This is a genomic window from Rhizobacter sp. P5_C2, from assembly GCF_054049715.1.
Window position 1 is genome coordinate 18,215 of record NZ_JBFULV010000010.1, and the last position, 17,512, is coordinate 35,726.

At 69.2% G+C, this 17,512-nt stretch carries 14 protein-coding genes; 11 read left to right on the forward strand and 3 right to left on the reverse strand.

Features of this window, described 5'->3' with window-relative positions; translation table 11 throughout:
* Nucleotides 1-25 precede the first annotated feature (25 nt).
* Nucleotides 26-1,186, reverse strand: a complete 1,161-nt coding sequence (locus tag ACXJLU_RS05310; protein WP_457329418.1) for an imelysin family protein — start codon at nt 1,184-1,186, stop codon at nt 26-28.
* 184 nt (nt 1,187-1,370) lie between these two features.
* Between ACXJLU_RS05310 and ACXJLU_RS05315 the strand changes: the two genes are divergently transcribed.
* The 11 genes from ACXJLU_RS05315 (at nt 1,371) to ACXJLU_RS05365 (ending at nt 14,914) form a co-directional block, all read left to right on the forward strand.
* Nucleotides 1,371-2,495 (forward strand): acyltransferase family protein, encoded by a 1,125-nt coding sequence (locus ACXJLU_RS05315; RefSeq protein ID WP_457329419.1) that lies wholly within the window; start codon nt 1,371-1,373, stop codon nt 2,493-2,495.
* 13 nt (nt 2,496-2,508) lie between these two features.
* Nucleotides 2,509-3,993 carry a lipopolysaccharide biosynthesis protein gene (locus ACXJLU_RS05320; protein WP_457329420.1) on the forward strand — a complete coding sequence of 495 codons (1,485 nt, stop codon included), beginning with the start codon at nt 2,509-2,511 and terminating at the stop codon, nt 3,991-3,993.
* Nucleotides 3,990-5,261, forward strand: a complete 1,272-nt coding sequence (locus tag ACXJLU_RS05325; protein ID WP_073468517.1) for an O-antigen ligase family protein — start codon at nt 3,990-3,992, stop codon at nt 5,259-5,261. Before ACXJLU_RS05320 ends, ACXJLU_RS05325 begins: the two co-directional genes overlap by 4 nt.
* Nucleotides 5,262-5,284: 23 nt before the next feature.
* Nucleotides 5,285-6,301 carry a polysaccharide deacetylase family protein gene (locus tag ACXJLU_RS05330; RefSeq protein WP_073468516.1) on the forward strand — a complete coding sequence of 339 codons (1,017 nt, stop codon included), beginning with the start codon at nt 5,285-5,287 and terminating at the stop codon, nt 6,299-6,301.
* 47 nt (nt 6,302-6,348) lie between these two features.
* Entirely contained in the window at nt 6,349-8,058 is a 1,710-nt protein-coding gene (locus ACXJLU_RS05335) for a phosphotransferase family protein (protein ID WP_457329421.1), read from the forward strand.
* 22 nt (nt 8,059-8,080) lie between these two features.
* The gene (locus ACXJLU_RS05340; protein ID WP_457329422.1) at nt 8,081-9,244 is read left to right on the forward strand and encodes a glycosyltransferase family 2 protein; all 1,164 of its coding nucleotides are present in this window, start codon (nt 8,081-8,083) and stop codon (nt 9,242-9,244) included.
* Complete coding sequence (locus tag ACXJLU_RS05345; RefSeq protein ID WP_457329423.1) at nt 9,241-10,419, forward strand: hypothetical protein; 1,179 nt, start codon at nt 9,241-9,243, stop codon at nt 10,417-10,419. The genes ACXJLU_RS05340 and ACXJLU_RS05345 overlap by 4 nt, the downstream gene beginning before the upstream one ends.
* A 487-nt stretch (nt 10,420-10,906) precedes the next feature.
* Nucleotides 10,907-11,989, forward strand: coding sequence for a glycosyltransferase (locus ACXJLU_RS05350; protein WP_457329424.1), 1,083 nt, complete (start codon nt 10,907-10,909; stop codon nt 11,987-11,989).
* Nucleotides 11,986-12,597 carry a polysaccharide deacetylase family protein gene (locus ACXJLU_RS05355; RefSeq protein WP_457329425.1) on the forward strand — a complete coding sequence of 204 codons (612 nt, stop codon included), beginning with the start codon at nt 11,986-11,988 and terminating at the stop codon, nt 12,595-12,597. Before ACXJLU_RS05350 ends, ACXJLU_RS05355 begins: the two co-directional genes overlap by 4 nt.
* Nucleotides 12,594-13,745: a glycosyltransferase gene (locus tag ACXJLU_RS05360; protein ID WP_457329426.1), complete on the forward strand. Its 1,152-nt coding sequence runs from the start codon at nt 12,594-12,596 to the stop codon at nt 13,743-13,745. Before ACXJLU_RS05355 ends, ACXJLU_RS05360 begins: the two co-directional genes overlap by 4 nt.
* Entirely contained in the window at nt 13,742-14,914 is a 1,173-nt protein-coding gene (locus ACXJLU_RS05365) for a glycosyltransferase family 2 protein (RefSeq protein WP_457329427.1), read from the forward strand. The genes ACXJLU_RS05360 and ACXJLU_RS05365 overlap by 4 nt, the downstream gene beginning before the upstream one ends.
* A 655-nt stretch (nt 14,915-15,569) precedes the next feature.
* Here ACXJLU_RS05365 and argJ read toward each other — a convergent pair.
* Together argJ and ACXJLU_RS05375 are read right to left on the reverse strand one after the other, a co-directional pair.
* Nucleotides 15,570-16,799 carry a bifunctional glutamate N-acetyltransferase/amino-acid acetyltransferase ArgJ gene (argJ, locus tag ACXJLU_RS05370; RefSeq protein WP_457329428.1) on the reverse strand — a complete coding sequence of 410 codons (1,230 nt, stop codon included), beginning with the start codon at nt 16,797-16,799 and terminating at the stop codon, nt 15,570-15,572.
* Nucleotides 16,800-16,808: 9 nt separating this feature from the next.
* Nucleotides 16,809-17,411, reverse strand: a complete 603-nt coding sequence (locus ACXJLU_RS05375) for a GNAT family N-acetyltransferase (protein WP_457329429.1) — start codon at nt 17,409-17,411, stop codon at nt 16,809-16,811.
* Nucleotides 17,412-17,512: the final 101 nt, after the last annotated feature.

Genomic DNA, 17,512 nt, shown 5'->3' on the forward strand with positions numbered 1-17,512 from the left:
GCGAGGCTCCTTTCGTCAGGCTGGGTCAATCTCCATCTGCATCGGTGAACTCGATCGTCACCTTCCAGGCCGTCGCGATCGGCGGGTCGATCACTGCGCGCAGCGCGACCAGCGCCTTCACCGGCGCCGCGATGCGCGCCGGCGTCCAGGTGGCTGCGTCCACCGGCAGCGCCGCGACGGACTGCCGCACCGCGGCCACCGCGCGGCGCAGCGCCGCACCATGCGGCTTCGCGAGGCCCTGCTCGGCCAGCACGTCGTCGAGCCCCCAGCGCGGCCCGCCCTGCGTGTAGGCCAGGCCCGGCGTCTGCCCGAGCAGCAGCTGCGCGACACCATCCACATGCGCCAGCAGGAACTCCCGCGTGTGCTTCGTGCGCATGCTGTCGAAGTTCTCCAGCGCATCGCGCTGCCCCGGCACCTGCAGCGCCTGCGCACGGGCCGCCTTCTCGAGCTTCTTGCCGCGCAGCAGTTCGACGCTGCCGACCAGCAGGTTCAGGATCAGCTTCTTCGCCGCCGGCACGTCGGGCGGCGTCGCCGAGCGCCAGTGCTCGGCCTCGGTGCGCCAGCCGGCCAGCAGCAGGCCCACCTCTTCCTTCAGCGACATCGCGATGCGCAGCGTGTAGCGGCACAGCGCCGGGCTGCGCAGCACCGGCGCGTCGGGCTCGGTGCCGGCCGGGAACAGCAGCCATTCGAGCGCCGGCAGCCCCTTCACCGCGGTGCCCCAGCGCTCCATCGCGTCATTCGCGGCCGCACCGGTCATCGGCGCCGTCGCGGTGACGGTGGCGGCCTGCTGGATCACCTTCGGCCGGGTCGGCCAGAAATCGATCGCCTTCGAACTGCGCCGCGCAAGCGTCGGGCCCATCTGCAGTGCCTCGAGCCGGCGCCAGCTCAGCATCGCCTGCAGCCACAGCGCCTGGCTCTCCTTCAGCTGGGCCGGCGTCGGCTTGCCGCCGGCCGCCATCGCCGCATCGAGCACCGCCACCAGCCCGGCCGCGCTGCGGTCCAGCGCGTCGTAGGCCGGCAGCGCCCACTGGTCGTGCAGCATCTGCATCCAGGTGACGAACGGGTCGGTGGCCGCGCGGGCCCCGGCCGGGGCGGCCGAGATCGCGGCGATCGACGCCAGCCGCCACAGCAGCTCGCGGCGCGCCAGGGCGGCGCGGGGCGGACGGTGAACCGGGCTCGCAGGCATCGGCAGATTATGGACAAAGTCACACTTCTCGCGTGTCTTTTCCGGTCCGCCCCCGCCCCCCTGCCCGAGGGACGACCCCCTGCCCGGGTGGTGTTTTCTGCCAGATCCCTATGGTGCAATGCGACGCCTTTTCCCTCGGCGGGGCGCTTTCCGACCCTGCCGATTCGCCCCCACGCCAAGCCGCATGACCCGACCCGACGCCTCCGCCGCCCCCGCCTCGTTGCCCTCGCGCAACCTGACGGTCGACGGCCTGCGCGGCATCGCGGCGATGCTGGTCGTGCTCTACCACCTCTACCTCAACACCGAGACGCTGCTGCGCCCGTTCACGCCCGACTGGCTGCACACGCTGATCGGCAGCTTCGGCGCCACCGGCGTCAACGTGTTCTTCGTGCTGAGCGGCTTCGTGATCTCGATGAGCCTGCGCGACGCGCCGCTGTCGGGCCGCTACGTCGCGATGTTCGCGCTGCGCCGCTCGGTGCGGCTCGACCCGCCGTACTGGGCCACGATCATCCTGTGCATCGGGATGGCCAAGCTGTCGGCGCTGCTGTTCGCCGAACTCGCCGGCCGCGGCCAGTTCTCCGCCGCGCAGATCGTCGCGCACCTGTTCTACCTGCAGGACATCCTCGGCTACGGCGACATCTCGGCAGTGTTCTGGACGCTGTGCATCGAGCTGCAGTTCTACCTCGTGCTGGTGCTGGTGCTGACCGCCGCGCACGATCCGGCGCAGCCGCGCAGCCGCCCGATCCTCGCGGTCGCCGCGCTGGTCGCACTGTCGCTGGTGCTCGCGGTCGGCCAGATCAAGCTGCCGGTCGACGGCCTGTTCGTGCGCTACTGGCACATGTTCGCGCTGGGTGCGCTGACCTGCTGGTGCGTGTTCGGCGACCTGTCGTGGCGCTGGTGGTGGGCGCTGGTCGTCGTCGAGCTCGCGGTGGTGTTCGGCAGCGCGCCGTCGCTGCCCCACGTCGCGCCGGTGCTGGCCGCGCTGGTGCTGGTGCTGTCCAGCCGCTGGGTGGCCGCGCGCGGCTGGCTCAGCGGCGCGCTGCACCAGTTCCTCGGCAAGCTGTCGTACAGCCTCTACCTGATGCACCCGATCGTCGGCTGGAGCACGATCTCGGTGCTGAAGAAGCTGTTCGGCGACCACCCTTCCGTGCCGCTCGGCCTGCTGTACATGGCCTGCGGCATCGGCACCAGCATCGTCGCCGCGTGGATCCTGTACCGCGCCGTCGAGCTGCCGGCCATCCGCTGGAGCAAGAAGGTGCCGATGCCGCGCGCCGCCGTCCCCGCGGTGCACGCTGCCGTCGCGACCTGACCCGGCCGTCCCCATGTCCTCCACCGCCTCGGAAGTCGGCCGCTTCTTCAAGCACTCGGGCATCTATGCCATCGGGAATGCGCTGAACCGCGTCGGCGCCTTCCTGCTGCTGCCGATCTACACCCGGCTGCTGTCGCCGGCCGAATACGGCACGCTCGAAACGCTGTACCTGGTGTCGACCGTCGTCTCCGGCGTGCTCGGCGTCGGCATCGCGCACGCGACGCTGCGCTTCTACTTCGACTACAAGGACGCCGCCGACCGCCGCTCGGTGGTCAGCACCAACCTGATCGCCTCGCTGGTCATCTCCATCATCGGCGTGCTGGTCGTCTCGCTGTTCGCCAACCCGCTCGCCGCCTGGCTGTTCAAGGGCCAGTCGCTCGGCTGGGCGATCCAGTGGATGCTCGCCACCATCGTGTTCGAGCTCGCGTCGCAGGTCGGCCTCGCCTACGTGCGCGCGGTCGAGCGCTCGATGCTGTTCATCGTCGTCTCGTTCGTGAAGCTGGTGGTGCAGGTGATCGCCAACTCGGTCGCGCTGATGCACTTCAACGCCGGCGTCGAAGGCGTGATGGCCGGCAACTGCCTGACCGTCGCGCTCGGCTTCGCGCTGCTGTCGTGGGTGACGCTGCGCGACTGCGGGCTGCGCTTCGAATGGGCCAAGCTGATGCCGGTGCTGCGCTACAGCCTGCCGCTGCTGTGGACCACGATGGTCGGTGTCGTCGCGAGCACCGCCGACCGCTTCCTGCTGCAGTCGCTGGTGTCGCTGGAGGCACTGGGCATCTACGCACTCGCGCTGAAGCTGTCGAAGCTCGCGTCCGACCTGGTCGGCGAGCCGATCAACCGGGCCTACGGCGCGTTCCGCTTCACGATCATGGAGCGCGACGACGCCGGCGTCATCCAGGCCCAGGTGGTGCGCTACCTCGCGGTGATCCTGTCGCTGATCGGCCTGGCCATCGTGCTGTTCGCCGGCGATGCGCTGCGCCTGATCGCGGCGCCCGCCTACTGGGAAGCCGCGCGCTACCTGCCGTGGCTGGTGGGCGCCGCCGTGCTGCAGGTGCTGACCTACCCCCTGCAGACCGGCATCTACTACCAGAAGAAATCCAGCAGCATCTTCCACATCGCGCTCGCGGCCTGCGTCGCCGGCCTGGTGCTGGGCGTGCCGCTGATCTGGGCCTTCGGCATCCTCGGCGCCTGCCTCTCGGTGCTGGGCGTCTCGATCGTCTCGGTGGTGATGACCGACCGCATCAGCCAGCGCTTCTTCCCGGTGCACTACGAATGGCGCAAGCTCGGCACGCTGCTCGCGCTGGTGATCGCCGTCGCGGTCGCCGGCCAGGCGGCCGACCGGCTGCCGCTGCTGTGGAGCCTGCCGCTGCGCTTCGTGCTCAGCGCCGCCTTCCTGGTCGGCATCGTCGCGACGCGCGTGATCGAGCCGGCCGAACTGGCCGCCGCACGCGCGAAGCTGCTGCAGCGCTTCGGCCGGCCTTCCGGGGCCGCGACATGAGCTTCGCCGTGCTGCCCATCTGGCTGTTCCTCGGCAGCCTGCTCGTCGCGCCGCAGCTGTGGTGGTCGCCGCTGCTCGGCCTGCGGGTCGACTACATCGTCTACCCGATGTGGATCCTGGTGCTCGCGTCGCGCGGCCGGCTCGGCGAGGTGTTCCGCTTCCGCACGCAGGACTACTTCTTCCTGCTGATGTACGTGTGGATCTTCCTCAGCGTGATGGTGGCCGGCCTCACCGACATCGGCCAGTTCTACCTCGTCTACTACGCGAAGCTGTTCCTGGTGTACCGCCTCGTCAGCGCGACCATCAGCGACGTGACCGACCTGAAGCGCACCGGCTATGCGCTGATCGCGCTCGCACTGCTGATCGCGATCGAGGGCATCCAGCACATGAACAACGCCGAGGGCATCGGCTGGGCGGGGCAGAGCTATGCCTGGATCGACGGCTCGGCCTCGTCGATCGGCCTGAAGTCGCGCATCCGCTGGATCGGCATCTTCGACGGCCCGGGCGTGTTCTGCGTGATGTTCACCGCCGCCGCGCCGTTCGCGTTCCAGTACATGGTGAGCCCGTATGCGCTGTGGCTGCGCGTGGTGGCGGCCGTCGGGCTGACCTTCCCGCTGCTGCTCGCGGCCTTCTACACCGGCTCGCGCGGCGGCATCCTGGCCACCGCGGCGATGGTCGGCATGTTCATCGTCTCGCGCTTCAAGATCAGCCTGGGCAAGCTGGTGATCGCGGCGGCCTGCGGCGGCATCGCGCTGGCCGCGGCGCCGTCGTACCTGACCGAGACCAAGGACGCCAACAACTCGGCGCAGGGCCGCGTCGAGATGTGGGCGATGGGGCTGCAGATGGTGCAGGAGAGCCCGCTGTTCGGCGTCGGCAAGGGCAACTTCGCGGTCTACACCCGCAAGCTGGTCGCGCACAACTCGGCGCTCGAGGCGATGGGCGAGACCGGCTTCCCCGGCATGTTCCTGTGGATCGCGATCATCTACATGGGCTTCAAGCACATCGTGGTGCGGCTCAAGGAAGCCACCGACCCGACCGAGAAGCAGGCGCTGCTCGCGGTGATGATGAGCCTGTCGGGCTACCTGATCAGTTCGCTCTTCGTCTCGCTCGAGACGGAAGTGATGTATTTCCTCCTGGGAATGACGGCCGCAGTGGGCCGCTTCACCACACAACCCGTGAGTTTCACCCGCAGGGATTTCATGTTCATCGTGGCCTTCCAGGTCGCGTACTACATGGCCTTCAAGGTGTTCATCATGGGGTACTACTAGCAGTCACGGAGCGAGGGGACACCATGGTCGGCAAGCAGGCAATGCTCGCGAGGTGGCTGGACATGGCCGGGGTGACCCGCGCGCGCCTGCGCAGCGGGCCGCGCGGGCTGACCATCCTCGCGTACCACCGCATCCAGGACCTCGGCGACGAATCGCGCTTCGCGGCCGACCCCGAGCTGATCAGCGCGAGCGTCGCCGAATTCCGCCGCCAGCTCGCCTTCCTGCGCGAGCACTGGAACCCGATCGGGCTGTCGAACGCGATGGACGTGATCGAGCGCGGCCAGGCGCTGCCGCCGCGCAGCGTCGCGATCACCTTCGACGACGGCCACCTCGACAACTACACCCACGCCTTCCCGCTGCTGCGCGAGATGAACGTGCCGGCGACCATCTTCCTGTCGACGCTGTACATCGGCAGCCGCGACCCGTTCTGGTTCGACCGCGTGTCGACGCTGCTGTTCTGCGCGCCCGCCGGCACATTGCGCCTGCCGCTGGCCGACCTGACGCTGGAGCTGTCCGACGTGGCGTCGCGCCGCGCCGCGTCCGACCGGCTGCTGTCGGTGCTGAAGCGCCTGGCCGACGAGCGCCGCCGCGATGCGCTGCAGGAGCTGGAGGCGCTGCTCGCCCGCCACGCCGTGCCGGCCGATGCCGCGCCCACCTCGGCGCTGAACTGGGACCAGGTGCGCGAGATGACGCAGCACGGCATCGAGTTCGGCTCGCACACCGTCACCCACCCGGTGCTGTCGATGCAGACCGAGGAGCGGGTGCGCTTCGAGCTGTCGCAGTCGCGCGAGACCATCCGCCGCGAGACCGGCCAGCGGGTCGACCTGCTGGCCTACCCGGTCGGCAAGAGCTACACCTTCAACGACCGCGTCGTCGCGATCGCCCGGGAATGCGGCTACCGTGCCGCGCTGGCCTACATCGACGGCGTCAACGACCCGAGCTGCGCCGACCGCTTCGCGCTGAAGCGCATCGCGGTCGAGCGCTACATCCCGCACCCCTTGTTCATGGCCCGCATGACCTTTCCCGGAATCTTCGTCTGATGGCCTCGTCTGCGTTCTCTTCGACGGCTTCTTCGACGGTCCAGCCGGTGATCTCGCAACCGGCCGAGCTGCGCAACGCCCCGCCGTGGCAAGAGGGCTGGGAGCTGCTGGTCGGGCCGCTGGGCGGCCGCTCGGTCGTCTGCCTCGACGACGGCGGACCGGCGGTCACCGCGCTGGCGCAGCGCTGCGCGCGCGTGCGCGTGCTGGCCGCCGACGGCCGCAGCGCCGACGAACTCGCACAGCGCGTGCGGGCGCACGGCTGGACGCACGTCGAGGTGATCGCGCTCGACGACCTGCACCGCGCCGCGCCGATCGCGTTCGACGGCCTGGTCGTCAGCGACCTGAGCGGCCGCGCGCTGGCCAAGGTGCGCGGCGGCCTGAGCCGGCTGCTCACCCAGGCGCGTCCGCTGCTGCGCGACGGCGCCTTCGTGCTGCTGGCCACGCCGAACCGCTTCGGCCTGAGCCGCGATCGCCTGACGCGCGGCCTGCGCGGCGGGAGCGCCTGGCCGTGGTTCACGCTCGCCTCGCAGTTGCGCCGCCTCGGCGTGCGCGCGCCGCGCGTGCACCCGCTGCTGCTGAACGAATACGCCGGCATCAGCGAGGCCATCGCGCCCACCGGCTACCTGCCGACCAAGAACCAGGGGCTGACGCGCGAGCGCATCAAGCAATGGCTGTGGGGCCCGCGGGCCGCGCGCTGGTTCGCGCCGGCGCTGGCGGCGGTCGGCTGGATCGGCGATTCGCAACCGGGGCTGATCGATGCGGTCGCGTTGACGCTGCAGGCCGGCGGCAGCCAGTTCCAGTGGGTGCAGTACCTGGTGCTGCTGAGCGGCAAGGTGATCGCGACCTTCCGGCCCGATTCCGACCGCGAGACCTCGCGCGTCGTCGTGATCACGCGCGACCCGCTCGCGGTGGCGCGCCGTGTGCAGGAGGCCGAGAGCCTGCGCCGCCTGCATGCGCTGCTGCCGGCGCACCTGGGTGTGCTGCTGCCGCGCGTGCTCGACCGCTTCAAGCTCGACGGCAACGACTGCTTCGTGCTGCAGCACATGCGCGGCGTGACCGCCGACGCGCCCGTGCCCGGGCTGCAGCGCGTGACGCGCACCGCGCAGCGCTTCCTGCTGGCGCTGCACGAGGTGACCTGCGTGAAGCGCGTGATGGACGACGAGGCCTGGGAGACAAGCCTGCAGCCGATCTTCGACTCGGCCGTGCTGCGCAACCCGCAGGCCGCGCCGGCGCTGCAGCGACTCGCGCAGCACATGCGCGAGCACGTGCTCGGCCATGTGTGGCTGGACGTCTGCAGCCACGGCGACTTCAAGATCGAGAACGTGATGTACGACCCGCAGACCTGCGAGATCACCGGCGTGATCGACTGGGAGCATGCGATGCTCTGCGGGCTGCCGTACATCGACATGGCCTACCTGCTGACCTACAACCGCATGCTGGGCGGCGAGAGCTGGCTGCAGGCGGCGCGAGCGCTGCTGGCCGGCCGGGTCAGCCCGAACGAGCTGGCCATCGAGGCCGAGTACTGGCGCGCCACGCGGCTGCCGGAGCGGCTGGTGCCGGTGCTGCGCGCGCTGGTCGTCGTGCACCACATCGGCTGCCGCTGGCACGGCCAGTGGTCCACGCAGGCCAGTGCCGAGCTGAACGCGCTGATCGAGAGCTGCATCGAACTGCTGGTGCGGTCCCCGGCGCCTGCCGCGCTGGCCAGCGTGCTGCCCGCCGCCCCGGCACCGCGCGCCGCGGCGCGCCCCCTGACCTGAAGAATTCGAGAATGGCGTCGTGATGAAACTGATCGTCCTGCTGAGCATTGCCGCGGTGCTGTACCACTATGCGGTCTACCCGGCGCTGGTGCTGCTGATCGCCCGCTGGCGCGGCCATGGCGCCGCGGCCCTTTATCCCGCGTCGCCCGAGGGCAGCGCGCAGTGGCCGCGCGTCACGCTGCTGATCGCCGCGTACAACGAGGAGCGGGTGATCGAGGGCAAGATCCTCAACTCGCTGGAGCTCGACTACCCGCACCCGATCGAGCTGATCGTCGTCTCCGACGGTTCGAGTGACAGCACGCCGCAGATCGTGTCGCGCTATGCACACCGCGGCGCGGTCTCGATGCACCAGGCGCCGCGGCGCGGCAAGACGGCGGCGCTGAACCGCGGTGTCGCGGCGGCCACCGGCGAGATCGTGGTGTTCTCCGACGCCAACAACGATTTCAACCGCGATGCGCTGAAGGCGCTGGTGCAGCATTTCGCCGACCCGGCGGTGGGGGGCGTGTGCGGCGTCAAGCAGATCCGCGAGGCCGGCGACCGCGAGAGCAGCGTCGGCGACGGGTTGTACTGGCGCTATGAATCGGCGATCAAGCTGGCCGAGGGGCAGATCGGCTCGATCACCAACGCCGACGGCGAGATCTTCGCGATGCGCCGCGGCCTGTGGCGGCCGATCGCCGAGGACATCATCAACGACGACGCACAGATCACCTTCGACATCGTCGACCAGCGCAAGCGCATCCTCTACGAGCCGGCGGCGCGATCCACCGAGTACGCGTCGATCCGCATCGAGGACGACTTCTTCGTGAAGGTGCGCATGGTGGCCGGCGGCTTCCAGACCATCGCGCAGCAGTGGCGCCGCCTGCTGCCGCCGCTGTCGTGGTTCGCGCTCGCCTACCTGTCGCACAAGGTGCTGCGCTACCTGGTGCCGCTGTTCCTGGTGGCGATCGCCGTCGGCTCGCTGTGGCTGGCCGCGACCGGCGAGGCGGTGTACCAAGGGCTGGTCGTGCTGCAACTGCTGTTCTACGGTACCGCGTGGGCCGGCTGGCTGCGCCTGCGCCGCGGGCCGCTGCCGACGGCGCTGTACGTGCCGTTCTATTTCTGCACGATGAACCTGGCCGCGCTGCTGGGCTTCGTGCGCTTCGTGACCGGCAAGCAGGGCACGAGCTGGCGGAAGGCGCAACGATGAGAGGCACGACGATGATGGCCGCATTGATCCTGCTCGTGCTGGTGGCCGCGTGCGCCGGCGTGGTGTGGCGCCTGCTGCGTTCGCGCCACATGGACCTGTGGATCGCGAGCTACCTGAAGCAGTGGCCGCGCAGGCTGCACGGTCGCGGCGCCAGGATGACGCACAAGCACACGCATGTGCACTTCTGCTTCGCCGACCACTACGAGCCGTTCTGGCACAAGCCCGATCTCGCTACCGCGCGGGCGCGCGTCGACCGCTGGATGGACCGCTACCCGAAGATCGCCGCCGAGCACACCGACAGCAACGGCAGGCATCCGCAGCATTCGTTCTTCTACCCGGAGGAAGAGTACGACGAAGTGATCCTCGACCAGCTGGCCGACCTGTGCAAGCGCGGCTTCGGCGACGTGGAGGTGCACCTGCACCACGACAACGACACGGCCGAGAACCTGCGCAAGACGCTGAGCGGTTTCACGAAGCTGCTGAACGAGCGGCACGGGCTGCTGCGCAAGGACCCGGTGACGGGCCAGGTGCTGTATGCCTTCATCCACGGCAACTGGGCGCTGGACAACTCGCGCCCGGACGGCCGCTGGTGTGGCGTCAACAACGAGCTCGACGTGTTGCACGAGACCGGTTGCCGCATGGACATGACGCTGCCGTCGGCGCCGAGCGACACGCAGACGAGCAAGATCAACTCGATCTACTTCGCGCAGGGCGAAGCGGGCTGCTGCAAGTCGCACGACCACGGTCGCGATGCGCGCGTGGGCGAGTGGCTGCAGGGCAAGGAGTTGCTGATGGTGCAGGGCCCGCTGGCGCTGAACTGGAGCGACCGCAAGGCCGGCATCATGCCGCGCATCGAATCGAGCGAGATCTCGGCCGATGCCCTGCCGACGGCGGCGCGCGTCGCGCTGTGGGAGCAGGCGGCCATCGGCATCGAGGGGGTGGAGAACCACCTGTTCATCAAGGTGCACACGCATGGCGCGGAGGAGCGCACCGCGGGGGCCCTGCTCGACGGTGGCATGCAGCGCATGTGGACCGAGCTGGAGAAGCGCTTCCGCGATCGGCCGGGGTTCTCGCTGCACTACGTGACGGCGTGGGAGATGTACCAGCAGATCGAGCGGCTGTGTCGGAACGAGGCGGTGAAAGCCTCTTCGTTACGTGAGGAGGTTGTGGCGTGAGCTGCTGCTCTGTTCTTGCTTGCAAAGGCGCGGGTGGGGAGGCCGTGGCTCGCCGGCCGGTGCGGTCTTCGTCCCTATTGGCGCTCCACAGCCTCCCCACCCACGCCTTTGCGGGCACCGTCGTTCCGTGTTTTGGGGAAAAGATTGAAGTGACCGACGAAGCGTTCGTGCACTCGCATGCTCGTCGGTCTGTTCAGTCTTTTCCCCCCAACAAGAGTGAGCGGTGCTTCGCGGGGGGTGAGGGGAKGGGCTGGGGGCGATTTCTGGGGCGACGGAGAAGATCGGTTTTGGGGATGGCGCGCGCCAGCGCGCTTCGTAGACTGACTCATCGGCACTGTTTGACCACAACGAACGAAGTGAGTGGAGGGAGTTTGCCGATGCATCCCCAAAGCCGAGCTTCTTCGTGGAGTCCGCGCCCCCCAGGGGGCGCGGACCGCCCCAGCATGAGCCCCCAGCCCATCCCCTCACCCACCGCGACACACCGAGCATGAGAGTCCTGCATGTCATTGAAACACTGGACTTCGGCGGTGCCGAGAAGGTCGTCGTCGACCTCGTCGCCGCCACCAAGGGCCGCTGCCAGCCCGCCGTCTGCTGCGTGAAGCACAGCGGCGAACTGGCCCAGCGCCTGGGCGACGGCGTGCAGGTGTTCTCGCTCGGCAAGGGCGAAGGCAACGACCTGACCGTGCCGTGGCGCCTCGCACGCCTGGTGCGCGAGCAGGGCTTCGACGTGATGCATTCGCATCTGTGGGGTGTCTACCTCGAATCGGCGCTCGCCGCCAAGCTCGCCGGCGTTCCGCTCGTCCACACGGTGCACGGCAATTACCAGGACTACGGCCAGCGCTTCATCCCGCGCCTGAAGCTCGCGCTGCGCCACCGCCTGGAGCGCTTCGCGGCGCGTTGGCACCAGCGCATCGTCACGGTGTCGCATTCGATCCAGAGCTACGTGGTCGAGAACATCGGCATCGACGCACGCCGCGTCGAGACGGTGCACAACGGCATCGACGAACGCGTGTCGCTGCAGGGCGAGCGGCGCGGCACCACGTTCATCACCGTCGGGCGCATGGCGGCGGTGAAGAACCACGCGATGATGATTCGCGCATTCGCGCGCGTCGCGGCTTCGCGCCCCGATGCACGGCTGCAGCTGGTCGGCGACGGCCCCGATCGCCCGGCCCTCGAGGCGCTGGCCGCCTCGCTCGGCGTCGCGTCCCGCGTCGAGTTCCTCGGCTTCCGCAACGATGTCGCCGAGCTGCTCGCGGCGGCCGACGTGTTCCTGATGTCGTCGCACTACGAAGGCGTGTCGATCGCGATCCTCGAGGCGATGCGCGCCGGGCTGCCGGTCGTCGGCACGCAGGTCGGCGGCATCCCCGAGACCGTGCTGCAGGGCGAGAGCGGCCTGCTGGTGCCCGATGGCGACGAGGCTGCGTTCGCCGATGCGATGCTGACGCTGCTGCAGGATGCGAGCCGCCGCGGCGTGCTCGGCCGCGCCGCCACGCAACGCCAGCGCGAAGCCTTCTCGCTCGAGAGCGCCGCCCAGCGCTATTTGCAAATCTATGCCGGAGGCCTGCAGTGATCAAGGCTGTGCTGCGCAAGCTGCTGAGCCCGGTGCTGCGCTACCGTGGCGACGCGCCCGGGCTGTACCTGAGCTTCGACGACGGCCCGCACCCTGTCGTCACGCCGCAGGTGCTCGACGCGCTGGACCAGGGCGGCGTGAAGGCCACCTTCTTCATGATCGGCCAGGAGATGGAACGCCATCCAGCGCTGGTGGCCGAGGTGCGCGCGCGCGGCCATGCGATCGCGCTGCACGGCTTCACGCACCGGCACTGCGCCGACATGAGCTGGCGCGAGCAGCTCGACGACCTGCGCCGCATGCGCGCGGTGGCGGCGCGCTTCGGCGTGCGGCTGCGCAGCTACCGGCCGGCGTACGGCGAGCTGTCGGTGCTGCGCATCGGCTGGTGCCTGCTGAACCGCGTGAAGATCGTGATGTGGTCGTTCGAAACCCGCGACTCGTTCGTGCAGCAGGCCGCCGAACTCGAAGCGCGGGTCACGCCGCAAGCCCTGACGGACGGCGACATCCTGCTGTTCCATGACGACACCCCGGTGACCGCGCAGGCCCTGCCGCGCTTGCTGGACAACGCCCGCGCAGCCGGCCTGCGCTTCGGCGTCCTGGAGACCGTGTGAAGACCCTCATCCACATCATCAGCGCCGACGACGTGTTCGGCCCCGAGAAGACCGTGATCAACGAATGCCTCGCACTGCGCGGCAGCGACTGGCACGTCCGGATCATCAACATCTGGAACACCGACGACACGCCGATCTCGCGCAAGGTGCGCGAGGCCGGCATCGACTACGAATGCCTGCAGTCGGCCGGCAAGCTCGACCTGGGCGCCATCCGCGCGCTCGCCGGCAAGCTCTCGGCGCAGCCCGGCACGGTGGCGCACAGCCACGGCTACAAGGCCGACCTGTACACGCTGCTGGCCGCGCGACGCGCGAAGGTCACGGCCCTGACCACCGCACACGGCTGGACGTCGGAGAACGCGAAGGTGCGGCTGTACGAGCGCCTGCAGGCCTTCCTGTGGCGCTTCTTCGACCGCGTGGTCTGCGTGTCGCAGAGCTACCGCCAGCTCGCGAGGGCCGCCGGCGTGCCGGACCGCAAGATCACCGTCGTGCACAACGCGATCCGCAGCTCGTACCAGGCACAAGGCGCTCAGGCGCGCAGCGATGCGCGTGCGGCGCTGGGCCTGGACGACGATGCGCAGGTCGTCGCGATCATCGGCCGGCTCGGCATCGAGAAGGGCCACCGGCTGTTCGTCGAGGCCGCCGCGCAGCTGGCGCAGCGCTTCCCGAAGGCGCGTTTCCTGATCGCCGGCGAAGGTGCGCAGCGCGCCGAGATCGAGGCCCAGGTGGCGCAGCTGAAGCTCGACGGCGCGGTGCACCTGCTCGGCCACCGCAACGACCTGCCGGCGATCTACCCGGCGCTCGACCTGCTGGCGATGGCCTCGCTGCGCGAAGGCCTGCCGAACGTGCTGCTCGAAGCGATGCTGCACGGCGTGCCGGGCGTCGTGATGGCGGTCGGTGGCATTCCGGAGGTGGTGAGCGACGGCGTCGACGGGCTGCTGGTACCGCCGGGTGACCTGGCGCGCTTCGTTGAATCGCTCGCGGCCTTGCTTGGCGACCCGGCGCGCCGCATGGCGATGGGCGCGGCGGCGGTCACGAAGGTGCGCGACGGTTTCCTGTTCGATGCGCGGATGAAGCGCATGGTCGAGATCTACGAAGCCGGCCTGGTGCGCCCCGGTGCGCCGGCCCCTGCGGCAGGGAGCGCCGCATGATGCACGCGCTGTGGATGGTCGCGGCGCTGGCCGCGAGCGCGCTGGTGCTGGGGGTGGCGGCGATCTTCTTCTACCAGGCGATCCGCGGGCTGTGGGGCGTGCGCGCGCCGGCCCCGCTGGCGCCGCGCCGCGACAAGCGCTTCGGCGTGCTGGTGCCGGCGCACAACGAGGAAGGCGTGCTCGGCCCGCTGTTCGCGTCGCTCGCGCGCGTGGACTACCCGCGCGAGCAGCTGGCGATCCTGTTCGTCGCCGACCATTGCACCGATGCGACGGTGGCCGAGATCCGTGCCGCGGGCTTCGACTGCCTGGACCGCCAGAGCGGTGCGCGCGGCAAGACCGCGAGCCTGGCCGAGGGCATCACGATGCTCGAGGCGAAACACGGCGAGGCGCTCGACGCGGTCGCCTTCTTCGATGCGGACAATCTCGTCGACCCGCTGTTCTTCCAGCAGGCCGCGGCCGGCCTGCATGAGGGCCATGCGGTGCTGCAGGGGCGGGTCGGCGTGCACAACTGGCAGGCCACGTTGTTCTCGCGGCTGAACTACATGAACGCGGTGGTCGAGAACCGGCTGGAGGAGCTGGCGCGCAGCCAGGCCGGCTGGAGCTGCAACCTGCGCGGCCACGGCATGGTGTTCCGGCGTGATGTGTTGCAGCGCATGCCCTGGCATTCGGACACGATGGTCGAGGACCAGGAGATGCTGGTGAAGCTGGTGTGCAGCGGCCAGCGGGTGCACTGGCTGGAGCATGCGCGCGCATCGAGCGTGATCCCGGAGACGGCGAAGGAAGCGGCGGCGCAGCGCAGGCGCTGGGCCGGCGGGCGCTCGGCGATCGTCGGGCGCAGCGTGCGGGCGCTGTGGGCGCGTTTCCGTGCGAGCGGCGATGGGGCGGCGCTGAACCTGCTGATCGATTTCCTGCTGCCCTCGCACGCGGTACAGCTGAGCCTGCTGTTCGTCGCGATCGTCGTGGCAGCAGCCGTCTGCGGATTCGCCTCGTGGCAGTTCGTGCTGGCCTTCGCGCTGCTGCCGGCGTACCTGCTGTACTTCATCGCCGGCAACCTGCTGAGCGGGGTCCCTGCGAAGACCTTCCTCGACATCCTGTGGGCGCCGGCGTTCATCGCCTGGCGGACGTGGATCTACTTGAGCAGTTTGAGTGGCGTAAAGCGTTGGCGCTGACTTTGCGGCTTGTTGCGCGTCGCGTCGCGGCGGGTGAGGGAGTGGGCTGGGGGCTCATGCCTCGGCGGTCGGCCCTGGCGGGCCGACTCCACGGAGAAGCTCGGCTTTGGGGATGCATCGGCAAACTCCCTCCACTCACTTCGTTCGTTGTGGTCAAACAGTGCCGATGAGTATGTCTACGAAGCGTGCTGGCGCACGCCATCCCCAAAGCCGATCTTCTCCGTCGCCTCAGAAATCGCCCCCAGCCCACTCCCTCACCCGCCGCTCAACACCACCAGCTCTTGTTGGGGGAAAAGATTGAAGTGACCGACGAGCATGCGAGCACCTGCACGCTTGTCGGTCACTTCAATCTTTTCCCCCAAACACAGAGGGGCGGTGCCCGCAAAGGCGCGGGTGGGGAGGCTGTGGAGCGCCAATAGGGACGGGGCGCCGGAGCTGGCTGGTTTCATGGCCCGCGTGCGCAGCACGCTTCGTGAACTGACTGTCGCCCACTGTTTGACCACAGCGAACGAAGTGAGCGGCGGGAGTTTGGGCGACGGGCCATGAAACCAGTCAGCGGAGGGAAGTCATTGCCCCGCCAGGGGCAATGACCGCACCGGCCGGCGAGCCACAGCCTCCCCACCCGCGCCTTTGCAAGCGCAGACGAGCGAAAGACTCAGCTCCGGTAATCCGCGTTGATCTTCACGTAGTCGTAGCTCAGGTCACAGGTCCACACCGTCGCCGAAGCCACCCCGCGGTTCAGCACCACCCGCACGTCGATCTCGCTCTGCTTCATCACGCGCTGGCCGTCTTCCTCGCGGTAGCTCGGGTTGCGCCCGCCCTGCTTCGCAACGTGCACGTCGTCGAGGAACAGGTCGATCTTCGTCTGGTCGAGGTCGGCAATGCCGGCATACCCCACCGCCGCCAGGATGCGGCCGAGGTTCGGGTCGCTCGCGAAGAACGCCGTCTTGACCAGCGGCGAATGCGCGATCGCATACGCCACCTGCTGGCACTCGGCTTCGCTGCCGCCGGCATCGACCTGCACCGTGATGAACTTGGTCGCGCCCTCGCCATCGCGCACGATCGCCTGCGCGAGCTGCTGCGCGACACTGACCAGCGCCTCGCGCAACGCCGCGCCTTCAACGCTGTCGACGCTGGTGATCGGCGCGTGCCCGGCCTGCCCGGTCGCGACGACGACGAACGAATCGTTGGTCGACGTGTCGCCATCGATCGTGATGCGGTTGAACGACAGGTCGGCCGCCTCCTTCACCAGGCTCTGCATCAGCGCCGGCGCGATCACCGCGTCGGTGGCCACGAAGCTCAGCATCGTCGCCATGTTCGGGCGGATCATCCCGGCACCCTTGCTGATGCCGGTCACCGTGACCGTCTTGCCGCCGATGCGCAGCTGGCGCGACGCCGCCTTCGGCAGCGTGTCGGTCGTCATGATGGCCTCGGCGGCCACGCCCCAGTTGTCTTCCTTCAGGTCGGCCAGCGCCGCCGGCAGGCCCGCCTCGATGCGGCCGTTCGGCAGCGGTTCCATGATCACGCCGGTCGAGAACGGCAGCACCTGCTCCGGTGCCAGCTCCAGGTGCCGCGCGAGCGCGACGCAGGTCGAGAACGCACGCACCAGGCCGTCTTCGCCGGTGCCGGCGTTCGCGTTGCCGGTGTTGATCACGATCGCGCGCGGCCCGGTGCCGCTCGCCAGGTGCTTGCGGCACAGCTGCACCGGCGCAGCGCAGAAACGGTTGCTGGTGAAGACGCCAGCCACCTGCGAGCCCTCGGCCAGCGTGATCACGCTCAGGTCGCGGCGGTTGGCCTTGCGCACGCCCGCCATCGTGATGCCGAGCTTGACGCCGGGAACGGGGTGCAGGGTCTTGGGATCGGGGGCGCTCAGGTTGACGGGCATGGCGGTCTCTCAGTCGGGCATCAGGTTGGGAAACGCATTGTAGAAAGGCGCGATGTCATCGCGAAGTCTCGCGAGCACGACCTGGTCGCTGAGCTCACCGCTTTCGTCGCGCTCATAGGCCCGCAGCACGCCTTCGCGCTTCATGCCCAGGCGTTCGGCCAGCCCGATCGACCGGTGGTTGCGCGCATCGCACCAGGCCTCGATGCGCATCACGCCCAGCCCGAACGCCAGCTGCATCAGCGCCGTGCCGGCCTCGTGCATCAGGCCGCGCCCGGCCTGGCGCGAATCGGCCACGTRGCCGATCTGGCAGCGCGGCACCTCGAACTCGAAGCTGTGCAGGTCGAGGTTGCCGACGAACGCGCCGGTCTCGCGGTCGAATGCGAAATAGATCAGGCATTCGCCCTTTGCCACCCGCTCGGCATTGCGGCGGCAGAAGCGCTCGGCCGTGGCGGCCGTGAAAGCCACCTGGCCCCACGCGATGTAGCGCAGCTCGCCGAGCGACGCATTGACGCTCTCCATCACGACGGCCGCGTGCGATTCGCGCGGATGCTCCAGCCGCAGCCGCGGCGTGAACAGCTCGCGCGGCGCGCCTTGCAGCGTGCTTTCATCCATCAGAGTCCTCTCCACATGCGACAACGGAGCCCGAAGGCTCCGCTGATCGCATCAAACGGTCAAGACCCAGCGGCCGCCGTGGAACCGGCTCTGCCGGGCCA

Excerpts from the sequence above, each read along its gene's own strand:
- ACXJLU_RS05325 (WP_073468517.1), top strand. The coding sequence starts at position 3,990 with ATGAGCTTCGCCGTGCTGCCCATCTGGCTGTTCCTCGGCAGCCTGCTC.
- ACXJLU_RS05310 (WP_457329418.1), bottom strand. The coding sequence starts at position 1,186 with ATGCCTGCGAGCCCGGTTCACCGTCCGCCCCGCGCCGCCCTGGCGCGC.
- ACXJLU_RS05340 (WP_457329422.1), top strand. The coding sequence starts at position 8,081 with ATGAAACTGATCGTCCTGCTGAGCATTGCCGCGGTGCTGTACCACTAT.
- ACXJLU_RS05330 (WP_073468516.1), top strand. The coding sequence starts at position 5,285 with ATGGTCGGCAAGCAGGCAATGCTCGCGAGGTGGCTGGACATGGCCGGG.
- ACXJLU_RS05320 (WP_457329420.1), top strand. The coding sequence starts at position 2,509 with ATGTCCTCCACCGCCTCGGAAGTCGGCCGCTTCTTCAAGCACTCGGGC.
- ACXJLU_RS05350 (WP_457329424.1), top strand. The coding sequence starts at position 10,907 with ATGAGAGTCCTGCATGTCATTGAAACACTGGACTTCGGCGGTGCCGAG.
- ACXJLU_RS05315 (WP_457329419.1), top strand. The coding sequence starts at position 1,371 with ATGACCCGACCCGACGCCTCCGCCGCCCCCGCCTCGTTGCCCTCGCGC.
- ACXJLU_RS05345 (WP_457329423.1), top strand. The coding sequence starts at position 9,241 with ATGAGAGGCACGACGATGATGGCCGCATTGATCCTGCTCGTGCTGGTG.
- argJ (WP_457329428.1), bottom strand. The coding sequence starts at position 16,799 with ATGCCCGTCAACCTGAGCGCCCCCGATCCCAAGACCCTGCACCCCGTT.
- ACXJLU_RS05365 (WP_457329427.1), top strand. The coding sequence starts at position 13,742 with ATGATGCACGCGCTGTGGATGGTCGCGGCGCTGGCCGCGAGCGCGCTG.